Raw genomic sequence first — 18,247 nt, forward strand, 5'->3', positions numbered from 1 at the left:
CCCCCTCCGTGTTGTCGCCGTCAAAGCCTAGTGTTTGGCGGCCGCAGCCGGAAGGCTTGGAAGCACAAGGGCACCTCCTGAACAGGTAGTTCGAGGGATAGGCCGATGGCATTCCAGGGAAGGACAGCAGCGTGAGTGCAGGGGAAGGCGGCTCCGGCAGCGAAGGACTGCCGCTGCGGTGGGTGGTCATCCTGCTGGCGAGCTTGATCGGCGGGGTGGCAGTCGGCCGCGTGGAGGGGCTGGGGGCCGGCGTAACGGTCGCGATTGGGCTGGCAGGGTTCCTTCATCTGGTCATGCGCTCATAGACCGTCCGCGCCGGCTGAAGTCGGCTGCGCAGCACCGTGGGCCCTCTGATGAGTCTCAGAGGGCCCACGGTGCTGGAAGTAGAAGACTCGCTCCGGTCCAGTCCCTCACTCGCCCGTGAGAGACCAGGGGTTGGCGAGGGGGAGCTGGCCGTTCATCGCGGCGTCGCTGTCGGCGTTGACGAGGGCATCGGCGATGTGTCGTCGCAGGATCGGGTCGCTGATGCTGTCGAGCTCGCGCCAGGCGGCGTCGGAAACCTCTTTGGTCTGGAGGTTGCCGGTGTCGGCGGTGGTGCGGAAGAGGAAGCGGAAGTCGAAGTGCTGATGGGTGGGCTCGTCCTGCTGAGGTTTCCCGGTGCCCGCTGGGGCCTGCCCGCCCACTCGCCGAGCGGGGGCCTCGGAACAGCAGCAGCCGGGCGCCGGAGGTGGTCCGGTAACTGGTGTCACTGGTCAGCCTGGCCTGACCCCTGCCGGGCCGCATCGTGACCGCCGGCGGGCTGTCCGCCCGGACCGAGCGATCCGAGCGGCTCGCCGACCTCACCGCCGCAGCTGGCGCTGGCACGTATCTGTGCGGGACCGGCGGGATGACGTATCTCGACCCGGCCCCGTTCACCGCCCGCGGCATCGCCGTCGCCCCGTTCCTGCCCCCGGCCGCCGGGATCTGGGCCTCCGCCCGGCGCGTCACCGCCTTGTGGGCCCTGGCCCACCTCGGCCCGGCCTCGCTGCCCGGCTCCGGGCCCTCGCCGGAGCCCTGGACTCCCTCAAAGCTGCGGCCTGAGCACCTATTGCTGTACTTCCCCCCTTCTCGAGGGGGGAAGTACAGATGAAGGTCGTGCACCATCGCGCACGGACCTATGTGCTCAGCCGTCCGTTCGAACGGGACCGTGTTCTGTGGCGGGAGCAGGGATCGAGGCCAGGCGCCGGTTGCTGCCGAGCTTCTTCTTCAGCGCAATGTTCTCGTGGTAGAGGTTCGCGGTCACCGCGGCCAGCGCGTCGAGCTTGCCCTGGGCCTCGGTGACTTGGGCCTTAGCCTCCCGCAGCTGCTTACGCAGGTCGGTAATCGTCTCGTCGCGCTGCACTTCGCCGGGGGTGCGAAGCACCGGCCGGGCGACTTTGGCGTCCCACTCGGCCAGGATCACCTCGGCCCGGTGGACGGTCGCGTGGCTAACCTGGGCCTCGCGGGCAAGGTTCTCCTTGGTCAGGGCACCGTTGGTGTGCAAGGGCTCACCGGCCAGCAGCCGGGCCATGGCTTCACGGAGTTTCGTTGCGGTCGCGGCGGATACCGGCATCAGTGGGCACCTTGCAGGTTGGCGAATTGTGCGGTGACCGACTGCACCTCGGTGAGACGGATCTCTATGGACTCGCGCCGCGGCGGGGAGAGCCGTTCGCGTCGCAGGGTGTCTTGCAGGTCGCCCTCTTCGGCGATCCAGTAGGGGGCGTTCTCCAAGGTCAACACCGAGTTGCGGCATTTGCCGGGCTGACACGCGCCGAGCAACGGCTGCTTGCCCCGCTGCTCGGGCGGGAGCTGGTTTTGGCACTCGGCGGTCGACGCCTGCCACAGACAGTGGTTGATCGTGCCGAAGTGTAGCTGGGCGAACTCGTCCCGCAGCAAGCTCACCTGCATCCGTTCGTCCGCGATCTGTGCTTGGAGGTGCGGGTCGCTGTCCATGGCCTTGATGACCTTGTCCAGGCCGGCATGGAGCCTGGCGGCGCCGGGGCCGACGGCGACCGGATCGCCCTGTCGGCGAGCCTTGAGGAGTTCGACGAGCCTGCGGGCGGCGGCCAGTTCGAGCTGGTTGTCGAACTCCTTGCTCCAGTTCGCATCCATCCTTCCGTAGCCGCCGGTGACCCGGTTGGCCAGGGCCCGGCGGGCGGCGTGCTTGAGCTGGATTCCGAGCGCGATCTCCCCATCGGGCTGCTGGGCGGTGATGATCGCCATGGTCTTGCGGAACATGTGCGGTCGCACCAGCCCTTCGGGGATGGGCTCCAGTCCGGTCCGGTCCAGCGTCTTGTTGATGTTCTCGATGAAGAAGTCGATGTCGCGGAAGGCATCGAAGCCCGCGCGGCCGCGTGTTCCCTCCGGCAGGAACCCGCTGGGCGGGGCCAGGGTGGCGAAGATGTGGCTGTCGTGCCAGGACAGGCGTTCGGCGACTGCCACGGCCTGTGCGACCGGTTCGGTGATCCACCACTTGAGGCGGGGCCGGGATTCGTCGTGCTTGACCTTCCTCGAGGCGATCGCGGGAGATCCGTAGTGCTCGACGATGGAGTTCCGTTCGATCTCCTGCAGTTCACTGTCGCGCATCAGCGTGAGGGCGGCGATGAAGACGTAGCAGGCGGCTCTGACCATTCGCAGGGCGTGCTCGAGGTCGCCGTCCTCGATGTAGTCGGTACGGTCCTCGGTGATCGCCTCACGCACCCACTGCTGTCGCTGCCGGGTGCGGGCAGTGCCGCTGGTGAAGACGTTCGCCCGGGTCACCGTGCCGAATACGCGGCTTTCCAGGGTCAGCCAGACCGGCTCTCCGGCCGGCCCGTGGACGCTGGACTCCCGGCGGACCGGTATGCGGTTGGCCGGGTCGGCCAGCCATTTCTTGACCTGGGCATCAAGGTCATCGGGCCGCCGGTTGCGGCCGCGGACGGGCTGGTCAACGACGCCCAGAGCGGCCCGGCCTTCCTTGGCCGTGACGGGCCGGACCCGGCCTGCATCGGCCAGCTGCTGCACCATCCTCCGCCTCATCTGGTGCCGGCCCGAGTCCCGGCCGGTTTTGAACACGCCCTGGCTGACACCGCCCGTCAGCCACAGGCTCAGCGTTGACCACATCACCGTGCCCGCCGGGTATCCACGGAAGTCCCTCGCGTGAACGGGCACCAGGGAAGCAGGGTCCTGCACCCAGGCGGCGAGCTTCACGTCGATGTCCCGAGCCCGATGGGTCTGGTGCCGTATCCCGGCAGAGGCCGCCACGGCGGCGGCCTGCTGGTCGCGGCGTTCAAGGATCTGCGGAGCCATGTCATCGATGTAGAACCAGGCGGCCCGCAGGAGCGGCCACCAGATGGCCGGGGGAATCGACGGGGTGGACAGCTCACCGGTGTATGTCCGCTCGGCCACCTCCGCAGCCGACTTCCCCGGCCACGGGTCCTCACTCAGGCCGCCTCCGGTCAGCAGCGGGGCGAAGTCCAGCAGGCGGCGAATGGTGAGAACATCGTTGGCCAGGGTCGACGTTCCAGACGTCAGCGCGTGATGGTCGAGGTAGTCCTGCCAGTCCTCCGCCGCCCACGCGGCCAGATCGTGGGGCATCTGCTGTTCGACCGCCCATGTCGCGATGAGCCGCATCTTGTCGCACATCTGCCTGACCGAAGGCAGGCTCCAGTTCTCGGCCCGGAAGAACAGGCCGGCATCCCGGAGGATCTTGTGGCTGGAGTTGAGCATCCCGAAGGCGATCTCGCGCGTCCGCAGGTTCCAGAGCGGGTCCGTGGGAAACGACGCCCGCCAGGCGCTCTTCACCCGGTTCGCCGGCCGTCGAAGGCAGTCGCCGGGCCAGTACCCGCTCTGCCCGAAGAGCGGGACCTCCGCTCCGGGGATGAGGTTGCGGCGGCCGCCGAGGACGGGTGTGTCGTCGGGGATGGTCTGCGAGGGCAGAACCTGGAAGGCGGCGGCAGTTGTCATCGCTCGTACTCCGTTCGCATTCCGAGCGGCAGGTCGAGGCGGAACTTGCCCTCCTCGATCTGCCGGCGGGCCTCTGGAAGCTGTTCCGCGCACTCGGCGAACACTTCCTTCAGTGCGGCTGCCTGAACGGCCCAGGTGGCCTGCCAGACCGGTGGGGCCAGCACCTTGCGCATGTGGGCGATGTGGTCGTCGAGCATCAGCAGCCGGGGCAGCTGCGAGGTGAACACGATCGCGTTCGGGCAGATCATGCACATTGCCGGCGCGACGTGGCAGAGCTTGCCCTTGGGTGTGTGCGGGGAGTCGTGGGGATCGCGGCAGTTGACGACACCCATGTCGAGTTCTCCGTGCTGCAAGGCTTTCCCCTGCTCAGGCGAGATACCCAGCTCAGCGGCCGTCTCCGGCTCCGTAAGCATGGCCTCGACCCCCTCGGTGACCAGCACGGGCTTGCCAGGCTTGATCTTGTTGAAAACTCCGCGCTGGGCCCGGTTGACCGCCCGGCCTGCCAGGACGTGCGCGGTCGTGCCGTGCGCGTAGTGGCCCCGGAACACTTCTATGTGGTGGTCGTCCCCTGCCAGGTCGCTCAGGCTGCCGCCCAGAGCGGCGACGCGCGTGGTCTTCGACGTCTTCCGCAGCCGCCGCACGTCGTGCGGCTCGGAGATCTTCGCCGGGTCGCCTTCCATATCCGGATGGGTGGCGATCCAGTCGGTGAACCGGCGCCCCGGGCGCTTGAAGATCGCCCGCCCCGCGGCCATGCGACGCCGGTAGTCGGTGGACTCGACGGCAGTGAACAGCCACGGATCGGTCTCGAATACCTCCCGGGTCAGGGTGTTCACCGCGATCAGGCGCCGCAGCAGTCCGGGGACGTCCCAGTTGCCGGTGCCGGGGTAGACGGACTCTCCAGGTGCCTCGTCCTCGTCCAGAGGCCGCTCGCTCTCCCGCGGCCCGTCGTTGCCGTGCAGATGCGGACGGACCCGCTGGGCCCGCAGTTTGGTCTGCAGCACCCGGACCCCTTCATCGCTGAACTCCAGGTCGTCCAGACAAAGATCGTGCACCTCCTCGGAGGTGGCATCGCCCATGGCCAGCAGGAGCAGGACCCGGAACGGCTGCAGGTCGAGTTCGTTGGGGAACAGCAGGCCGCTGACGGTGGTCATCACGCCGTACTTTCCGCCGAAGCGGGCCATGTAGAGGGGGTCGGCCGCTATGGCCCTTACCGGCTTCGGCCACCACTTGAAGTGCGCCGGGAGATGCGACAGCAGGGCGGGCATGTCGAGCACGCCGTGCCGGGCCGCCCAGACCAGATTGGGCAGCGACCGCCAGCCTCCACTGCGCGGGTCCTGGCCCTCAGCCAGCAGAGCCCGGCCCACGGCGAGCCGCTTCTCCAGGGCCCGGACATCAGCCTTGGCACCGTCCAGCAGAAGCAGACGCTCGTGATTGGCGAACTCGTCCAACGGCTCGCTCGAGCCACCCCGGAACGTCGGCGGCCCTTCCGCCCGCCGCCGCAGGCGCTCGGGCACCTTCGCGTCCCGGACCGCCCTGTGCTCCACTAGAGTCAGCAACAAACCGGCCAACACGTTCGGCTGTCTCGAAGTCGGCTCGTAGCGGGTGACGAGATCTTCCTCCCACTGGTAGATCACCTCGGCCAAGTCGATGGGACCGCCATCCAGCCGGGCTTCATCCGGATCGAGGCCGATGGCCGCAAGATGCGTGCCAGCGAACGTCAGAAAACTGCGGATTGCGGCGACGTAGTTGCCACTGAAGGCCAGACCCGCCTTGCGGTGATAGTCCAGCCAGGCATCAGCCAACTGGCCCGCCAGCAGCGAACACCCGAACTCCGCCGGATCGATCCGGTGGGCCATCCGCTGGTGCCGGTAAACGTAGACGAGTTCCCGGACCCCGATCCGTCCAGGCGGCGCCAGCGGCGCGACGGCAGCGGCCGGACGCTGTCGGCTCCTGCGTTCTCCCCGGCGGGGCATCAGGCAGCCCTCCCCTGCGTCAGCCGGGCCGCGTAGTCGGCGTAGGTGGTGTCCTGGGCATTCCAGTCCGCGATCGCCCGGGCGACCAGCAGGTTCGTCTTGCGGATGTAACGCAGGTAACGCATGGTCGACGTCGCCTGGCGATGGCCGAGCAAACGCTGAACCGTCAACTGCGGCGACCTGCTGATGTGATCGGCCAGGTACGCGGTGTGCCCGCCCAGCCGCCGCAGCTCCGCCTCCTGCTCCGCCACCAGCTCGGTCAGCAACTGGAGCATGAAGATCGCGAACGTGTGACGCAAGTCGTGGATCTTGAATGCCCGCGGCACCACCGTCTCGAGCTTGTGTTCCTTGCTGATCCGCAGGGCCCGCACGTGGGCGTCCTCGAAGATCTGATGCCAGCGCTGTGCGGAGAGCATGCGCCCGCCGCGGCCGACGAACAGCGCCATCGGTTCCAGACCCCGGTCGCCCTCGATGACCGCGATCCGGCGCGTAGCCACGTCCATATCCTTGATCGTGAAGGTCCGCCGGCGACCGTGCAGGACTCCGCTGAGTTTGCCCTGACGGGAGTTGATGTCGTCGACGACGAAGAGCTCTGCCCGGTGACGGTGCAGTGTGCGCGCGGCCTCGTGCACGATCTTCGCCCGCTCTGTGCGCCGGTAGAAGTCGATCTCCCGCAAGGTGGCGTGCTGGATCTCCACCGTGCGAGGCAGCTTGTATTTGGCCATCTCCCTCAGGTCCACCAGCGCAGCCGAGCCGTCCGGGCGCGGCGTCCCGACCTCAATGTCGAGCAGGGTGCTGAACTCCCGCAGGCGCATCCCGGTCGTCACCGCCAGCTCTGCCGCCGCGCTGTTGCGCAACGGTGCCGCCCCACGGAAAGACCGGTCCGCCCGCTCGTCCGGCAACAGGCCGCGAAGCCCCACCTGCTTCAGGAACCGCCACTGCGAATAGGTCAGATGGCGGACGTCGAGATCGTTGACGACGGACACGGACAGAACGTCCTTGCCGTCCTTGCGTCGGTGATACGGGCGCCGGTCCAGCAGCCTCGCGTCCTCGACAGCCCACTCGTAGAAGTTGTTGATCGCGGCCCGCCGCCGCATCCACGTGGCCGCCGACACCGGCTCGTCCTGGTACTCCATGAGCTCGTCCCGGTAGGCGACGAGGTCATCCTCCGTGGCCGACAACAGATCCGTCGGCGGGTCCAACTGCCCAAGGAAGTCGGCCAGATCCATGAGGTCGTACGTGTAGTCCTGGAGCGACCCCGCATCCAGGCGCTTGGCCATATCGAAGAAGCACGAGGTCAACGGCTCCAGCGGACGCATATCCGACCCCAGGAAGAACGGCGTGCCCTCCTTGAGCGCCCCCTTGCGGGTCACGTACTCGACCCAGTCCAGATCCACACCGTCCACGGCACCCGCGTACCGGCGCACTTTGGCGTGCGACACGAAGAAGTACTCCACGAAGCCCCCCACCCCTGAGACATCAATAATCACTTGAACCTAACAGCCATCCGTGGTGTACCACTGAGACATTGAGATATCTACCAACCCTTGAGCTAACCCGCGCCCTCCTGATTGGCGGGTCTGGTCTCCAGCCGCACCACGTGCGGATGGTCCGGCCGCAGTTCCGCCGAGTCCTCGGCGAGGACGATCCGCTCGTCCGGTCCCACCAGCCCCAGAAGGGCGCTCAGCAGCGTCGTCTTGCCGCTGCCCGTGCCGCCGCTGACGAGGAAGGACAGCCGGGCGTCGAGCAGCGCGCGCAGCACGCGGTCACCGCCCGGCGGCACCGTGCCCGCCGCGACCAGCTCGCCGAGCGTGAAGGCACGCGGCCGCACGACTCGCAGCGACAGGCAGGTGCAGCCCACGGCGACCGGCGGCAGCACCGCGTGCAGCCGGGTCCCGTCGGGCAGCCGGGCGTCGGCCCAGGGCCGGGCGTCGTCCAGCCGGCGCCCGGCCACGGCGGCGAGGCGCTGGGCGAGCCGTCGTACGGCCGCCGCGTCCGGGAAGCGCACCGGCGTGAGCTCCAGTCCGCCGCCCCGGTCCACCCAGACCCGGTCCGGGGCCGACACCAGCACGTCGGTCACCGACGGGTCGGCGAGCAGCGGCTCCAGCGGCCCGCTGCCGACCAGCTCGGACCGCAACTGCGTGGCGGCCCCCAGGACTTCCGCGTCCCCGAGCACCCGGCCCTGCTCCCGCAGGGCCTGTGCCACGCGCGCGGGGGTCGGCTCGGCCCCGCTCTCGGCCAGCCACCGCCGCACCCCGTCGAGCAGTTCCGCGCCCTCCAGTCCGGCCAGGGTGCTCACGCCGCACCCGCCTCGACGAGCGCCCGCTCCCAGAACTCCTTGCAGAACCGGGCGAGCGGTCCGCGCGGGGCGGCGCCCGGGGGTGCCGTGCCCTCGTCCGGGCGCAGCAGCTCCGGCTCGACCGGCACCTCGCCGACCAGGGGCAGTCCGAGCAGCCGGGCCACTTCCCGGTCGTCGAGCCCCGGCGGGTACGGCCCGCGGACCGCCACCCGCAGATCGCGCAGGACCATGCCGACCGCGGACGCCACCCGCCCGGCGGCCGCGACGGCACGCAGCTCGGCGGGCACCACCAGCACGCCGACGTCGAGCTGGGTGAGGGCCTCGGCGACGCCGTCGTCGATGCGGCGCGGCAGGTCGACCACGACCGTGCCGCCCCGGCGCCGGGCCGCGGCGAGCACCGCGCGCACCGCCTGGGGCGGGACGGCGATCCGGTCGCCGCGGTCCCAGCTGAGCACTCGCAGCGAGTGCAGTTCGGGCAGCGACTCCTCCAGAGCGCCCCCGCCGACCCGCCCGCGCGAGGAGGCGAACGCGGGCCAGCGCAGCCCGTCGGCCGTCTCGCCGCCGAGGAGTACGTCGAGTCCGCCGCCCAGCGGATCGGCGTCCACGAGGAGCGTGCGCAGCCCCTCGCGCGCGGAGGTGACGGCGAGCGCGCACGCGAGCGTGGACGCTCCGGCCCCGCCCCGGCCGCCGATGACGCCCACGGTGAGGGCGGGCCGGCCGACGCCCTCGGCCACGTCGGCGATGCGGTCGACGAGCCACTGCTCGCCGTCGGGCAGCATCAGGACGTGCTCGGCGCCGATCTCGACGGCCCGCCGCCACACCCCGGAGTCGTCCTGGTCCCGGCCGACGAGGACGACTCCCCTTCTGCGCGCGGCGCCGCGCACCCGCCGCGCGGCGTCGTCGCCCACGAGGACGAGCGGCGCGCTCTCCCAGCTGCCTCTGCGGTCGGGCACGCCGTGGTGCACCTCGGGTGTGGCGCCCGCCGCCGCGCACAGGCGCAGCAGGTCGTCGAGGAGTTCGGTGTCCTCGGTGACGATCAGTGGTCCGCCCTGCCGCCCTCCGGCGGCCGGCGGCGGATCGTGTGTGACGGCTCCGGCCACGGTCTCCATCCCCCTTCGCTGCGTGACTCGCACGGCCCCTGCGGCCCCGCGATTCCCAAACGTGGGAAGAACCGGCAAGGCGGCCTCCCTTTGAGCGGCCGACACAAACCGGCCGAACGCCGCCCGGCAATCGGAGCCGGGCCATGAACCCGCCGCGAGCGGGGTGCGCTGGAATCACGGTGCAGCGATCCCGGAAATCGTGTGGATCTTGGTGGATAACTGTGGACGCCTCGACGGTTGTGAATATCGCCGTCACCCATACCGGTGACGCCCGCAGGTCCTCTGTACGACTGCCACAGAGCAGTCCGACGACTACGCACCGTAATAAGTCATGAGCATGCCAAACATGCCGCCAACGCGGCAGCAGGGTGGCACTCCGGCCGCGCGAAGAAGGAGAAAACCCACCCGGACATGCGACGACCCCCGCCGGGGGGGAGAGCGGGGGTCGTCCCCACGGCCGACTCGGGGGGGGAGGAGTCGGGCCGGGTTAGCACGGTCGCGAACGATCCGTGACTTCCATGGTGTACCCGAGAGCCCTCTCAGGCAAACCCACGCGCCCCACCTTACGCCGAATGGGCTGCCCCTATGCTCAAGGGCGTGGAAAACCACTCGTTGCCCCGCACAGCCGCCTTCTTTGACCTGGACAAGACGGTCATTGCGAAGTCGAGCACGCTCACGTTCAGCAAGTCGTTCTACCAAGGCGGTCTGATCAACCGCAGGGCCGTCTTGCGAACCGCATATGCCCAGTTCGTCTTCCTGGCCGGCGGCGCCGACCACGAACAGATGGAGCGCATGCGCTCCTACCTGTCCGCGTTGTGCCGCGGCTGGAACGTGCAGCAGGTCAAGGAGATCGTCGCCGAGACGCTGCACGATCTGATCGACCCGATCATCTACGACGAGGCCGCCTCCCTCATCGAGGAGCACCACACCGCCGGCCGCGACGTCGTGATCGTGTCCACGTCGGGCACGGAGGTGGTCGAGCCGATCGGCGAGCTGCTCGGCGCGGACCGGGTGGTGGCGACCCGCATGGTCGTGGGCGACGACGGCTGCTTCACCGGCGAGGTGGAGTACTACGCGTACGGCCCGACCAAGGCCGAGGCCATCAGGGAGCTGGCCGCGTCCGAGGGGTACGACCTCAGCCGCTGCTACGCCTACAGCGACTCGGCGACCGACGTACCGATGCTGGAGTCCGTCGGCCGCCCCCATGCCGTGAACCCGGACCGCGCGCTGCGCCGCGAGGCCCTCGCGCGCGGGTGGCCGATTCTGGACTTCCACCGCCCGGTCCGGCTCAAGCAGCGCATCCCCGCGTTCTCCGTACCGCCGCGTCCGGCGCTCGTCGCGGTCGCCGCGATAGGTGCCGCGGCGGCCACCGCCGGCCTCGTCTGGTACGCGAACCGGCGCCGGGCGACCGTCGCCTGACCGGGGCGAACCGAAGCCCTATTTGAACCCAAAAGTAAAGAAGTGCAGCCTGGACTTCCGCTTACTCCGGGGCAGGAGTACAAAGGAGTCAACGGCCCGCGAGACCAAGGACATCCGAGAGGATCACCTTAATTACGCATTTGGCCCCACGGACCGAGCATGAACACCGGGCACCCACGCGACGTCGACCCGTCGATTACGGGCCAGCCGCACCAGGTGACGGGCAAAGTTCCCGACCTGATGGGCATATATCGAGGACGCTTGGTACCCCGGTGCTCATGCCAGCGGCGGTACGAGTTTCTCGTACCGCCGCATCTCTTTGCCGGCCGGTGTCACGCCGCTCCGCGCTGCAACGCCTCGCACACCGCCATCGACTCGCGCGCCCCCAGTTCGACCGCCCTGCCGCAGTGGGCGATCCAGGCGGCCATGCCCTCCGCGGTGCCGGAGAGGTACCCGTCGAGGGCATCCAGGTAGGCCTCGCGGCCCAGCTCGGCGTGGCCCACCTCGGCCGCGCAGACCGACTTCGGGTCCAGGCCGCTGCCGATCAGGACGATGCGTTCGGCCGTGCGCGCGACCAGGCCGTTGTGGGACGTGAAGGGACGCAGCGCGAGGAGCTCGCCGTGCACGACGGCGGCCGTCACCAGCGCCGGCGCGGAGCCGCCCGCGATGATCAGCCCGGCCAGGCCCTCCAGCCGGCCGTGCGCCTCTGCCGCGCTCGGCAGCGGCAGCCCGACGAGCGGCTCGTCGACCGGCTCGCCCTCCTGCCGGGGCCGTCCCACCTGGTCGGCCTGGTCGGCCGCCGCCACCAGGTGCAGCCGGGCCAGCACCCGCAGCGGTGACTGCCGCCAGATGGACAGCAGCTGGCCCGCCTCGGCGGTGAGCCGTAGAGCGGCGCCCACGGTGCGCGCCTCGTCGTCGCCGCTGAAGTCCGTACGCCGACGCACCTCCTCCAGGGCCCAGTCCGCACCGGCCAGCGCCGCCGAGCCACGGGCGCCGCGCAGAGCCGCCTCCGAGGTGATCGCGTTGCTGCGCCGGCGCATGATGCGGTGCCCGTAGACCCGGTCCACGGACTTGCGCACGGACTCCACGGAATCGGCCACCCCGGGCAGCGCCCCCAGGGCCGCGAGAGGGTCGGCGGTCGCGCCTGCTGTACTCATGAGTACGACCCTACGCACCCCGGGGGCCCGCCCCACGGCGGAGTGGCCATCTTCACTCGGGGCCGCTACTTCGCTGCCGGAGCCCCGGGCACGCCCTTCGGGGCCGGGACGGGCCGGCCCGCGAGGAACGACGCCCAGCCCTGCTTCGGCGCCTCGCCGACCTTCAGCGTGCGCAGCTTCTCCAGCGTCGTCGGATCCTGGGCGTCCAGCCAGTCCACGAGCTGCCGGAACGAGACGCAGCGCACCTCCTTCTTGGTGCACACCGTCTCGATGACCTCCTCGACGGCCCGCATGTAGGCGCCGCCGTTCCAGGACTCGAAGTGGTTCCCGATGATCAGGGGCGCGCGGTTGCCGTTGTAGGCCCGGTAGAAGCCCTTGAGCAGGCCGTCGCGCATCTGGTCGCCCCAGAAGTCGTGCTTGGCGGGGTTGCCCTGGGTGTCGGTGCCCGACTGGTTGATCATGAAGTTGTAGTCCATGGTCAGCTGCTCGTAGGAGTGCCCGGGGAACGGCACGAGCTGCATGGACACGTCCCACAGGCCGTGCTTCTTCTTCGGCCAGACCTGGTCGTTGACGCCGCTGCTGTCATAGCGGAAGCCCAGGTCGCGGGCCGCCTTCAGGAAGTTCCGCTGGCCCTCCAGGCAGGGTGTGCGGGCGCCGATGAGCTCCTTGTCGTAGTCGAAGGGCAGCGGGGACGCCTCCTTCATGCCGCTGTTGGTCTTCCACGTCTTCACGAACTGCTTGGCCTGGGCGATCTCGTCCTTCCAGTCCCGCACGGACCACTCACCGACCCCGCCGCCGCTGCCGCAGAAGTGGCCGTTGAAGTGGGTGCCGATCTCGTTGCCCTCCAGCCACGCCAGCCGCAGCTGCTTCACGGTGGCGGCGATGCCGCGGCGGTCGTTGAAGCCGATGTCGGAGCGCCCCGGGGAGTGCTGCGGCGGCCGGTACCGGTCGCGCTTCTCGTCCGGCAGCAGGTACACGCCGCTCAGGAAGTAGGTCATGGTCGCGTTGTTCGCCTTGGCGACCTTGCGGAAGTGGGAGAACAGCTTCTGTTTGTCCTCGCCCGCGCCGTCCCAGGAGAAGACGACGAACTGCGGGGGCTTCTGGCCGGGCCGCAGCCGCTCGGGCCTGGGCAGGTGGGGCTGGGCGCCGGTGTGGGCGGTGGAGCCGTCTCCGATCAGCCGGACCGCGTTCTTCGGCGCCGGAGCCGGCTTCACCTTCCGCGGGGCAGGAGTCTCGTGCCGCGTTGTGCCGCTCCCGCAACCGGCGAGCGATACGGCGCAGACCGCGGCGATCACGGAGCCCGCGGCGATCCTGTGGCTTGCGGCCATGTTCCGCCACCTTCTTCCTTCTCTCGGGTGCGGACAGCGCCGCCAAATTGACACGAGACCGAGAAGGAATTAGTACGACAAGCCGATCAAATAGCCACTTCACCCTTGAGAGTGATTTATGCGCCCATTTGCCCGTAAAGTCTATGCCCGCCCTTTACCCTGCATTACGATCCGTTTACCGAGCGTTGATTCATCCCGCCGATTTACACCGTGACCACGGCCACGACCGGTTCCCGCCCGAGCGGGAGCCCGTTACGCGACCGCGCAGCCCCGGAGGAGACGGGAAACACATGTCAGCCTGCGTCCCCACCCGTGCCGCCGATCCGAACCGGACCGAGCGCACCCATCCACCCCACAGCCCGCCGTCCCATGGCCCCCGCCGTTTCCGGATCGCGGGTGCCGACGTGTCGGCCTCGATCGCGGTCTTCCTGATCGCCCTGCCCCTGTCCCTGGGCATCGCCCTCGCCACCGGCGCCCCGCTCCAGGCCGGCCTCGTCGCCGCCGCCGTGGGCGGACTCGTCGCCGGACGGCTCGGCGGCTCCCCGCTCCAGGTGAGCGGACCGGCCGCCGGACTCACCGTCGTCACCGCCGATCTCATCCAGCGCTACGGCTGGCGGACGACCTGCGCCATCACCGTCCTCGCCGGCCTCGCCCAACTCGGCCTGGGCTGTCTGCGCGTGGCCCGTGGCGCCCTCGCCGTCAGCCCCGCCATCGTGCACGGCATGCTCGCCGGGATCGGCGTCACCATCGCCGTCGCCCAGCTGCACATCGTGCTCGGCGGCACACCGCAGAGTTCCGTCCCGGACAACCTCCGCGCCCTGCCCGCCCAGTTGGCGGACATGCGCCCCGCGGCCGTGTCGGTGAGCGCGCTGACCCTGGCGCTGCTGCTGCTCTGGCCGAGACTGCCCGGCCGGGCCGGACGCCTGCTGCGCAAGGTCCCGGCCGCGCTCGTCGCCGTCGCCGGAGCCAGCGTCGCCGCCGCCCTCGTCGGCCTCCGCCTGCCCAAGGTCGACCTGCCGTCCTGGAGCAACCACGCCCTGGCCGGACTGCCCGAGGGGCCCGTGCTCGGCATCGTCGCCGCGGTGCTCACCACCACGCTGGTGTGCAGTGTGCAGTCACTGCTCGGCGCGGTCGCCGTGGACAAGCTGGTGGCCGGCCGACAGGGCCTGCCCGCCCGCGTCCGGCGCTCCGACCTCGACCGCGAGCTGCTCGGGCAGGGTGCCGCCAACATCGTCTCCGGCTCCCTCGGCGGACTGCCCATCGCGGGTGTGGCCGTGCGGACTTCGGCGAATGTGCACGCGGGCGCGGTGAGCCGGAACTCCACGATGCTGCACGGCGTTCTCGTAGTGATCGCCGCGCTGCTGATGGTCCCGATCCTGGAGCTCATCCCGCTCGCCTCGCTCGCCGCCCTGGTGATGGCCGTCGGCATCCAGATGGTGTCCCTGCACCACATCCGCACGGTGACGCGCCACCGAGAAGTGTGGGTGTACGCCGTCACGACCCTCGGCGTCGTGTCCCTCGGCGTCCTGGAGGGCGTCGCCCTGGGCATCGCCACGGCCGTCGGCGTCGCCCTGCACCGTCTCACCCGCACCCGCATCACGCACGAAGAGACGGAAGGAGTCCATCACGTACACGTCAGAGGACAGTTGACGTTCCTCGCGGTGCCACGGCTCAGCCGGGCCCTGCATCTCGTGCCCCACGGTGCCGACACCGTCGTCGAGCTGGACGGGTCGTTCATGGACCACGCGGCGTACGAGACGTTGCAGGACTGGCAGAAGACGCACACCGCGCAGGGCGGCACCGTCGAGATCACCGGCCGGCACCCCGGCATCCGCATCTCCGAGCCCCAGGCCTTCACCGGCTGCCGTTGCCGGCCCTGGACGCCCTGGCGCAACCACCAGTGCGACCGCCCCCAGTACGCTCCCCCTTCCCCGAGCGACCCGGGCGGGACGGACCGAACCGCCCCGGACACGAAGGGCACCGGCGGAGCCAGTGGGCACGAACTGGCGCGTGGCATCAGCGCGTTCCAGCGCAACACCGCGCCCCTGGTGCGCAGCGAGCTGGCCCGGCTGGCGCGTGAGGGGCAGCGGCCGTCGCAGCTCTTCCTGACCTGCGCCGACTCCCGACTGGTCACGTCGATGATCACCTCCAGTGGCCCGGGCGACCTGTTCGTCGTGCGCAACGTGGGCAACCTCGTCCCACGCCCGGGCGAGGAGAGCGGCGACGACTCGGTCGCGGCCGCGATCGAGTACGCCGTGGACGTGCTCAAGGTGCGCTCCATCACGGTGTGCGGGCACTCGGGCTGCGGCGCCATGCAGGCGCTGCTCAACTCCGACCCCGGCGGCGCCCGGACACCGCTGAAGCGGTGGCTGCGGCACGGGCTGCCGAGCCTGGAGCGCATGGCCGACGACAGTCTGCCGTGGGGCAGGCTGGCCGGGCGGGCTCCCGAGGACGCGGTCGAGCAGCTCTGCCTGACCAACGTGGTCCAGCAGCTGGAGCACCTGCGCGCCCACGACTCGGTGGCCCGGGCCCTCGACGAGGGCTCCCTGGAGCTGCACGGGATGTACTTCCACGTGGGCGAGGCCGAGGCCTACCTGCTCACCGAGACGGACGGCGGCGGCGTCTTCGACCGCGTACGCGAGGCGGACCTGACGGCGTGAGCCCGGCCCCTGCGCGGGTGTGCCGCCCGGACGGCCCAAAGCCCCGACGGCCCCGACGGCCTCCGGGCCGCACACCCCGCCGCCAACACCCGCTCCCAACCGCCGGCACACCCCAACCGTCCGCACGCCACGCCCCGCTGCCATGGGTGATGCGCGTTACACAGGCTGAACTTTCCCTGGTCGGCGTCCGTGGGTACGGATGACCCCGGTCCCGGAGAGCACCGCGCGACAGGTCTAAACCAATCGGCGGTCGGCCCTTGTCATCGCACCCCCGGGTCTGATGAGCTGTGGCCTGGGACACAACGGACACCCTGGGAAAGGCAGATGCCGTGAGCAACGAAAGCCTGGCCAACCTGCTCAAGGAAGAGCGCAGGTTCGCACCCCCCGCCGACCTGGCCGCGAACGCCAACGTCACCGCGGAGGCGTATGAACAGGCCAAGGCTGACAGGCTCGGCTTCTGGGCCGAGCAGGCCCGTCGGCTGACCTGGGCCAAGGAGCCCACCGAGACCCTCGACTGGTCGAACCCGCCGTTCGCCAAGTGGTTCAAGGACGGCGAGCTCAACGTCGCCTACAACTGCGTCGACCGGCATGTGGAGGCCGGGCACGGCGACCGGGTCGCGATCCACTTCGAGGGCGAGCCCGGCGACAGCCGCGCGATCACCTACGCCGAGCTCAAGGACGAGGTCTCCAAGGCGGCCAATGCCCTGCTGGAACTGGGAGTTCAGGCCGGCGACCGGGTCGCCGTCTACATGCCGATGATCCCCGAGACCGCGATCGCGATGCTGGCCTGCGCCCGCATCGGCGCCGCCCACTCGGTCGTCTTCGGCGGTTTCTCCTCGGACGCGCTCGCCACCCGCATCCAGGACGCCGACGCGCGCGTGGTCATCACCTCCGACGGCGGATACCGGCGCGGCAAGCCGTCCGCGCTCAAGCCGGCCGTGGACGAGGCCGTGGAGAAGGCGGGCAACGTCGAGCACGTCCTGGTCGTGCGCCGCACGGGCCAGGAGGTCGCCTTCACCGAGGGCCGCGACGTGTGGTGGCACGACCTCGTCGAGCGGCAGAGCGCCGAGCACACCCCGCAGGCGTTCAACGCCGAGCACCCGCTGTTCATCCTCTACACCTCGGGCACCACGGGTAAGCCGAAGGGCATCCTGCACACCTCCGGCGGCTACCTCACGCAGACCGCCTACACCCACCACGCCGTCTTCGACCTCAAGCCGGAGACCGACGTCTACTGGTGCACCGCCGACGTCGGCTGGGTCACTGGCCACTCGTACATCGTCTACGGGCCGCTCGCCAACGGCGCGACGCAGGTCATGTACGAGGGCACGCCCGACACCCCGCACCAGGGCCGCTTCTGGGAGATCGTGCAGAAGTACGGCGTGACGATCCTCTACACCGCGCCGACCGCGATCCGCACGTTCATGAAGTGGGGCGACGACATCCCCGCCAAGTTCGACCTGTCCAGCCTGCGGGTGCTGGGCTCGGTGGGCGAGCCGATCAACCCCGAGGCGTGGATCTGGTACCGCAAGAACATCGGCGGTGACCGCACCCCGGTCGTCGACACCTGGTGGCAGACGGAGACCGGCTCGATGATGATCACCCCGCTGCCCGGTGTGACCGCGACCAAGCCCGGGTCCGCGCAGACGCCGCTGCCCGGCATCTCGGCGACGGTCGTCGACGACGAGGCCAACGAGGTGCCCAACGGCGGTGGCGGCTACCTGGTGCTGACCGAGCCGTGGCCGTCGATGCTGCGCACCATCTGGGGCGACGACCAGCGGTTCATCGACACGTACTGGTCGCGCTTCGAGGGCAAGTACTTCGCCGGTGACGGTGCCAAGAAGGACGACGACGGCGACATCTGGCTGCTCGGCCGCGTCGACGACGTCATGCTCGTCTCCGGGCACAACATCTCCACCACGGAGGTCGAGTCCGCGCTCGTCTCCCACCCCTCCGTCGCCGAGGCGGCCGTGGTCGGCGCGGCGGACGAGACGACCGGGCAGGCGATCGTCGCCTTCGTGATCCTGCGGGGCACGGCCGCCGAGACCGAGACCCTGGTCGACGAGCTGCGCGCCCACGTGGGCAACACCCTCGGCCCGATCGCCAAGCCCAAGCGGATCCTGCCGGTGGCCGAGCTGCCCAAGACCCGCTCCGGCAAGATCATGCGCCGTCTGCTGCGGGACGTCGCCGAGAACCGCCAGCTCGGTGACGTCACCACGCTGACCGACTCCACGGTCATGGACCTGATCCAGGCCAAGCTGCCGGCCGCGCCCAGCGAGGACTGATCACGGCACAGGCATGGCGCAGCGCGCGAAGGGGCACCCGGCGATCGGTACGCCGGGTGCCCC

General features: G+C 70.0%; 13 protein-coding genes and 1 pseudogene. 5 read left to right on the forward strand and 9 right to left on the reverse strand.

What is annotated here, in order from left to right; translation table 11 throughout:
• Window positions 1–131 precede the first annotated feature (131 nt).
• The gene (locus SCNRRL3882_RS40820) at window positions 132–305 is read left to right on the forward strand and encodes a hypothetical protein (protein ID WP_158688370.1); all 174 of its coding nucleotides are present in this window, start codon (window positions 132–134) and stop codon (window positions 303–305) included.
• 105 nt (window positions 306–410) lie between these two features.
• Here SCNRRL3882_RS40820 and SCNRRL3882_RS18260 read toward each other — a convergent pair whose 3' ends face one another.
• The gene (locus SCNRRL3882_RS18260) at window positions 411–683 is read right to left on the reverse strand and encodes an NUDIX hydrolase (RefSeq protein WP_010031908.1); all 273 of its coding nucleotides are present in this window, start codon (window positions 681–683) and stop codon (window positions 411–413) included.
• Between the two features lie 101 nt (window positions 684–784).
• Here SCNRRL3882_RS18260 and SCNRRL3882_RS18265 point away from each other — a divergent pair, with 101 nt between their 5' ends.
• Complete coding sequence (locus tag SCNRRL3882_RS18265; RefSeq protein WP_010031909.1) at window positions 785–1,129, forward strand: WbqC family protein; 345 nt, start codon at window positions 785–787, stop codon at window positions 1,127–1,129.
• 33 nt (window positions 1,130–1,162) lie between these two features.
• On the opposite strand, the gene SCNRRL3882_RS18270 is transcribed toward SCNRRL3882_RS18265, so the two are convergent.
• The 6 genes and pseudogenes from SCNRRL3882_RS18270 to ssd all read right to left on the reverse strand — a co-directional run bounded on the left by SCNRRL3882_RS18270 (window position 1,163) and on the right by ssd (window position 9,344).
• A complete protein-coding gene (locus tag SCNRRL3882_RS18270) occupies window positions 1,163–1,591 on the reverse strand; it encodes a hypothetical protein (protein ID WP_010031911.1) in 429 nt (142 codons plus the stop codon).
• Entirely contained in the window at window positions 1,591–3,963 is a 2,373-nt protein-coding gene (locus tag SCNRRL3882_RS18275; RefSeq protein ID WP_010031913.1) for a phage integrase family protein, read from the reverse strand. The genes SCNRRL3882_RS18270 and SCNRRL3882_RS18275 overlap by 1 nt, the downstream gene beginning before the upstream one ends.
• Window positions 3,960–5,936, reverse strand: coding sequence for a hypothetical protein (locus SCNRRL3882_RS18280; protein ID WP_158688372.1), 1,977 nt, complete (start codon window positions 5,934–5,936; stop codon window positions 3,960–3,962). The genes SCNRRL3882_RS18275 and SCNRRL3882_RS18280 overlap by 4 nt, the downstream gene beginning before the upstream one ends.
• Entirely contained in the window at window positions 5,936–7,393 is a 1,458-nt protein-coding gene (locus SCNRRL3882_RS18285) for a site-specific integrase (RefSeq protein WP_029180609.1), read from the reverse strand. The genes SCNRRL3882_RS18280 and SCNRRL3882_RS18285 overlap by 1 nt, the downstream gene beginning before the upstream one ends.
• A 98-nt stretch (window positions 7,394–7,491) precedes the next feature.
• A pseudogene (locus SCNRRL3882_RS18290) lies at window positions 7,492–8,235 on the reverse strand (CpaF family protein); the annotation flags it as partial.
• Window positions 8,232–9,344, reverse strand: a complete 1,113-nt coding sequence (gene ssd, locus SCNRRL3882_RS18295; RefSeq protein ID WP_010031920.1) for a septum site-determining protein Ssd — start codon at window positions 9,342–9,344, stop codon at window positions 8,232–8,234. The pseudogene SCNRRL3882_RS18290 and the gene ssd, both read right to left, overlap by 4 nt.
• A 576-nt stretch (window positions 9,345–9,920) precedes the next feature.
• Between ssd and SCNRRL3882_RS18300 the strand changes: the two genes are divergently transcribed.
• Window positions 9,921–10,754 carry an HAD family hydrolase gene (locus SCNRRL3882_RS18300; RefSeq protein ID WP_010031922.1) on the forward strand — a complete coding sequence of 278 codons (834 nt, stop codon included), beginning with the start codon at window positions 9,921–9,923 and terminating at the stop codon, window positions 10,752–10,754.
• Window positions 10,755–11,086: 332 nt separating this feature from the next.
• Here the strand turns inward: SCNRRL3882_RS18300 and SCNRRL3882_RS18305 are convergent, their stop codons facing one another.
• Both SCNRRL3882_RS18305 and SCNRRL3882_RS18310 read right to left on the reverse strand, forming a co-directional pair.
• A complete protein-coding gene (locus SCNRRL3882_RS18305; protein WP_010031924.1) occupies window positions 11,087–11,911 on the reverse strand; it encodes a hypothetical protein in 825 nt (274 codons plus the stop codon).
• A 65-nt stretch (window positions 11,912–11,976) separates the two neighbouring features.
• A complete protein-coding gene (locus tag SCNRRL3882_RS18310; RefSeq protein WP_010031925.1) occupies window positions 11,977–13,239 on the reverse strand; it encodes a hypothetical protein in 1,263 nt (420 codons plus the stop codon).
• Window positions 13,240–13,529: 290 nt separating this feature from the next.
• Here SCNRRL3882_RS18310 and SCNRRL3882_RS18315 point away from each other — a divergent pair, with 290 nt between their 5' ends.
• Both SCNRRL3882_RS18315 and acs read left to right on the forward strand, forming a co-directional pair.
• Window positions 13,530–15,899, forward strand: a complete 2,370-nt coding sequence (locus SCNRRL3882_RS18315; RefSeq protein WP_010031928.1) for a bifunctional SulP family inorganic anion transporter/carbonic anhydrase — start codon at window positions 13,530–13,532, stop codon at window positions 15,897–15,899.
• A 329-nt stretch (window positions 15,900–16,228) separates the two neighbouring features.
• The gene (gene acs / locus SCNRRL3882_RS18320; protein WP_010031931.1) at window positions 16,229–18,184 is read left to right on the forward strand and encodes an acetate--CoA ligase; all 1,956 of its coding nucleotides are present in this window, start codon (window positions 16,229–16,231) and stop codon (window positions 18,182–18,184) included.
• Window positions 18,185–18,247 lie beyond the last annotated feature (63 nt).

The organism is Streptomyces chartreusis NRRL 3882 (assembly GCF_900236475.1).
GTDB lineage: Bacteria > Actinomycetota > Actinomycetes > Streptomycetales > Streptomycetaceae > Streptomyces > Streptomyces chartreusis_D.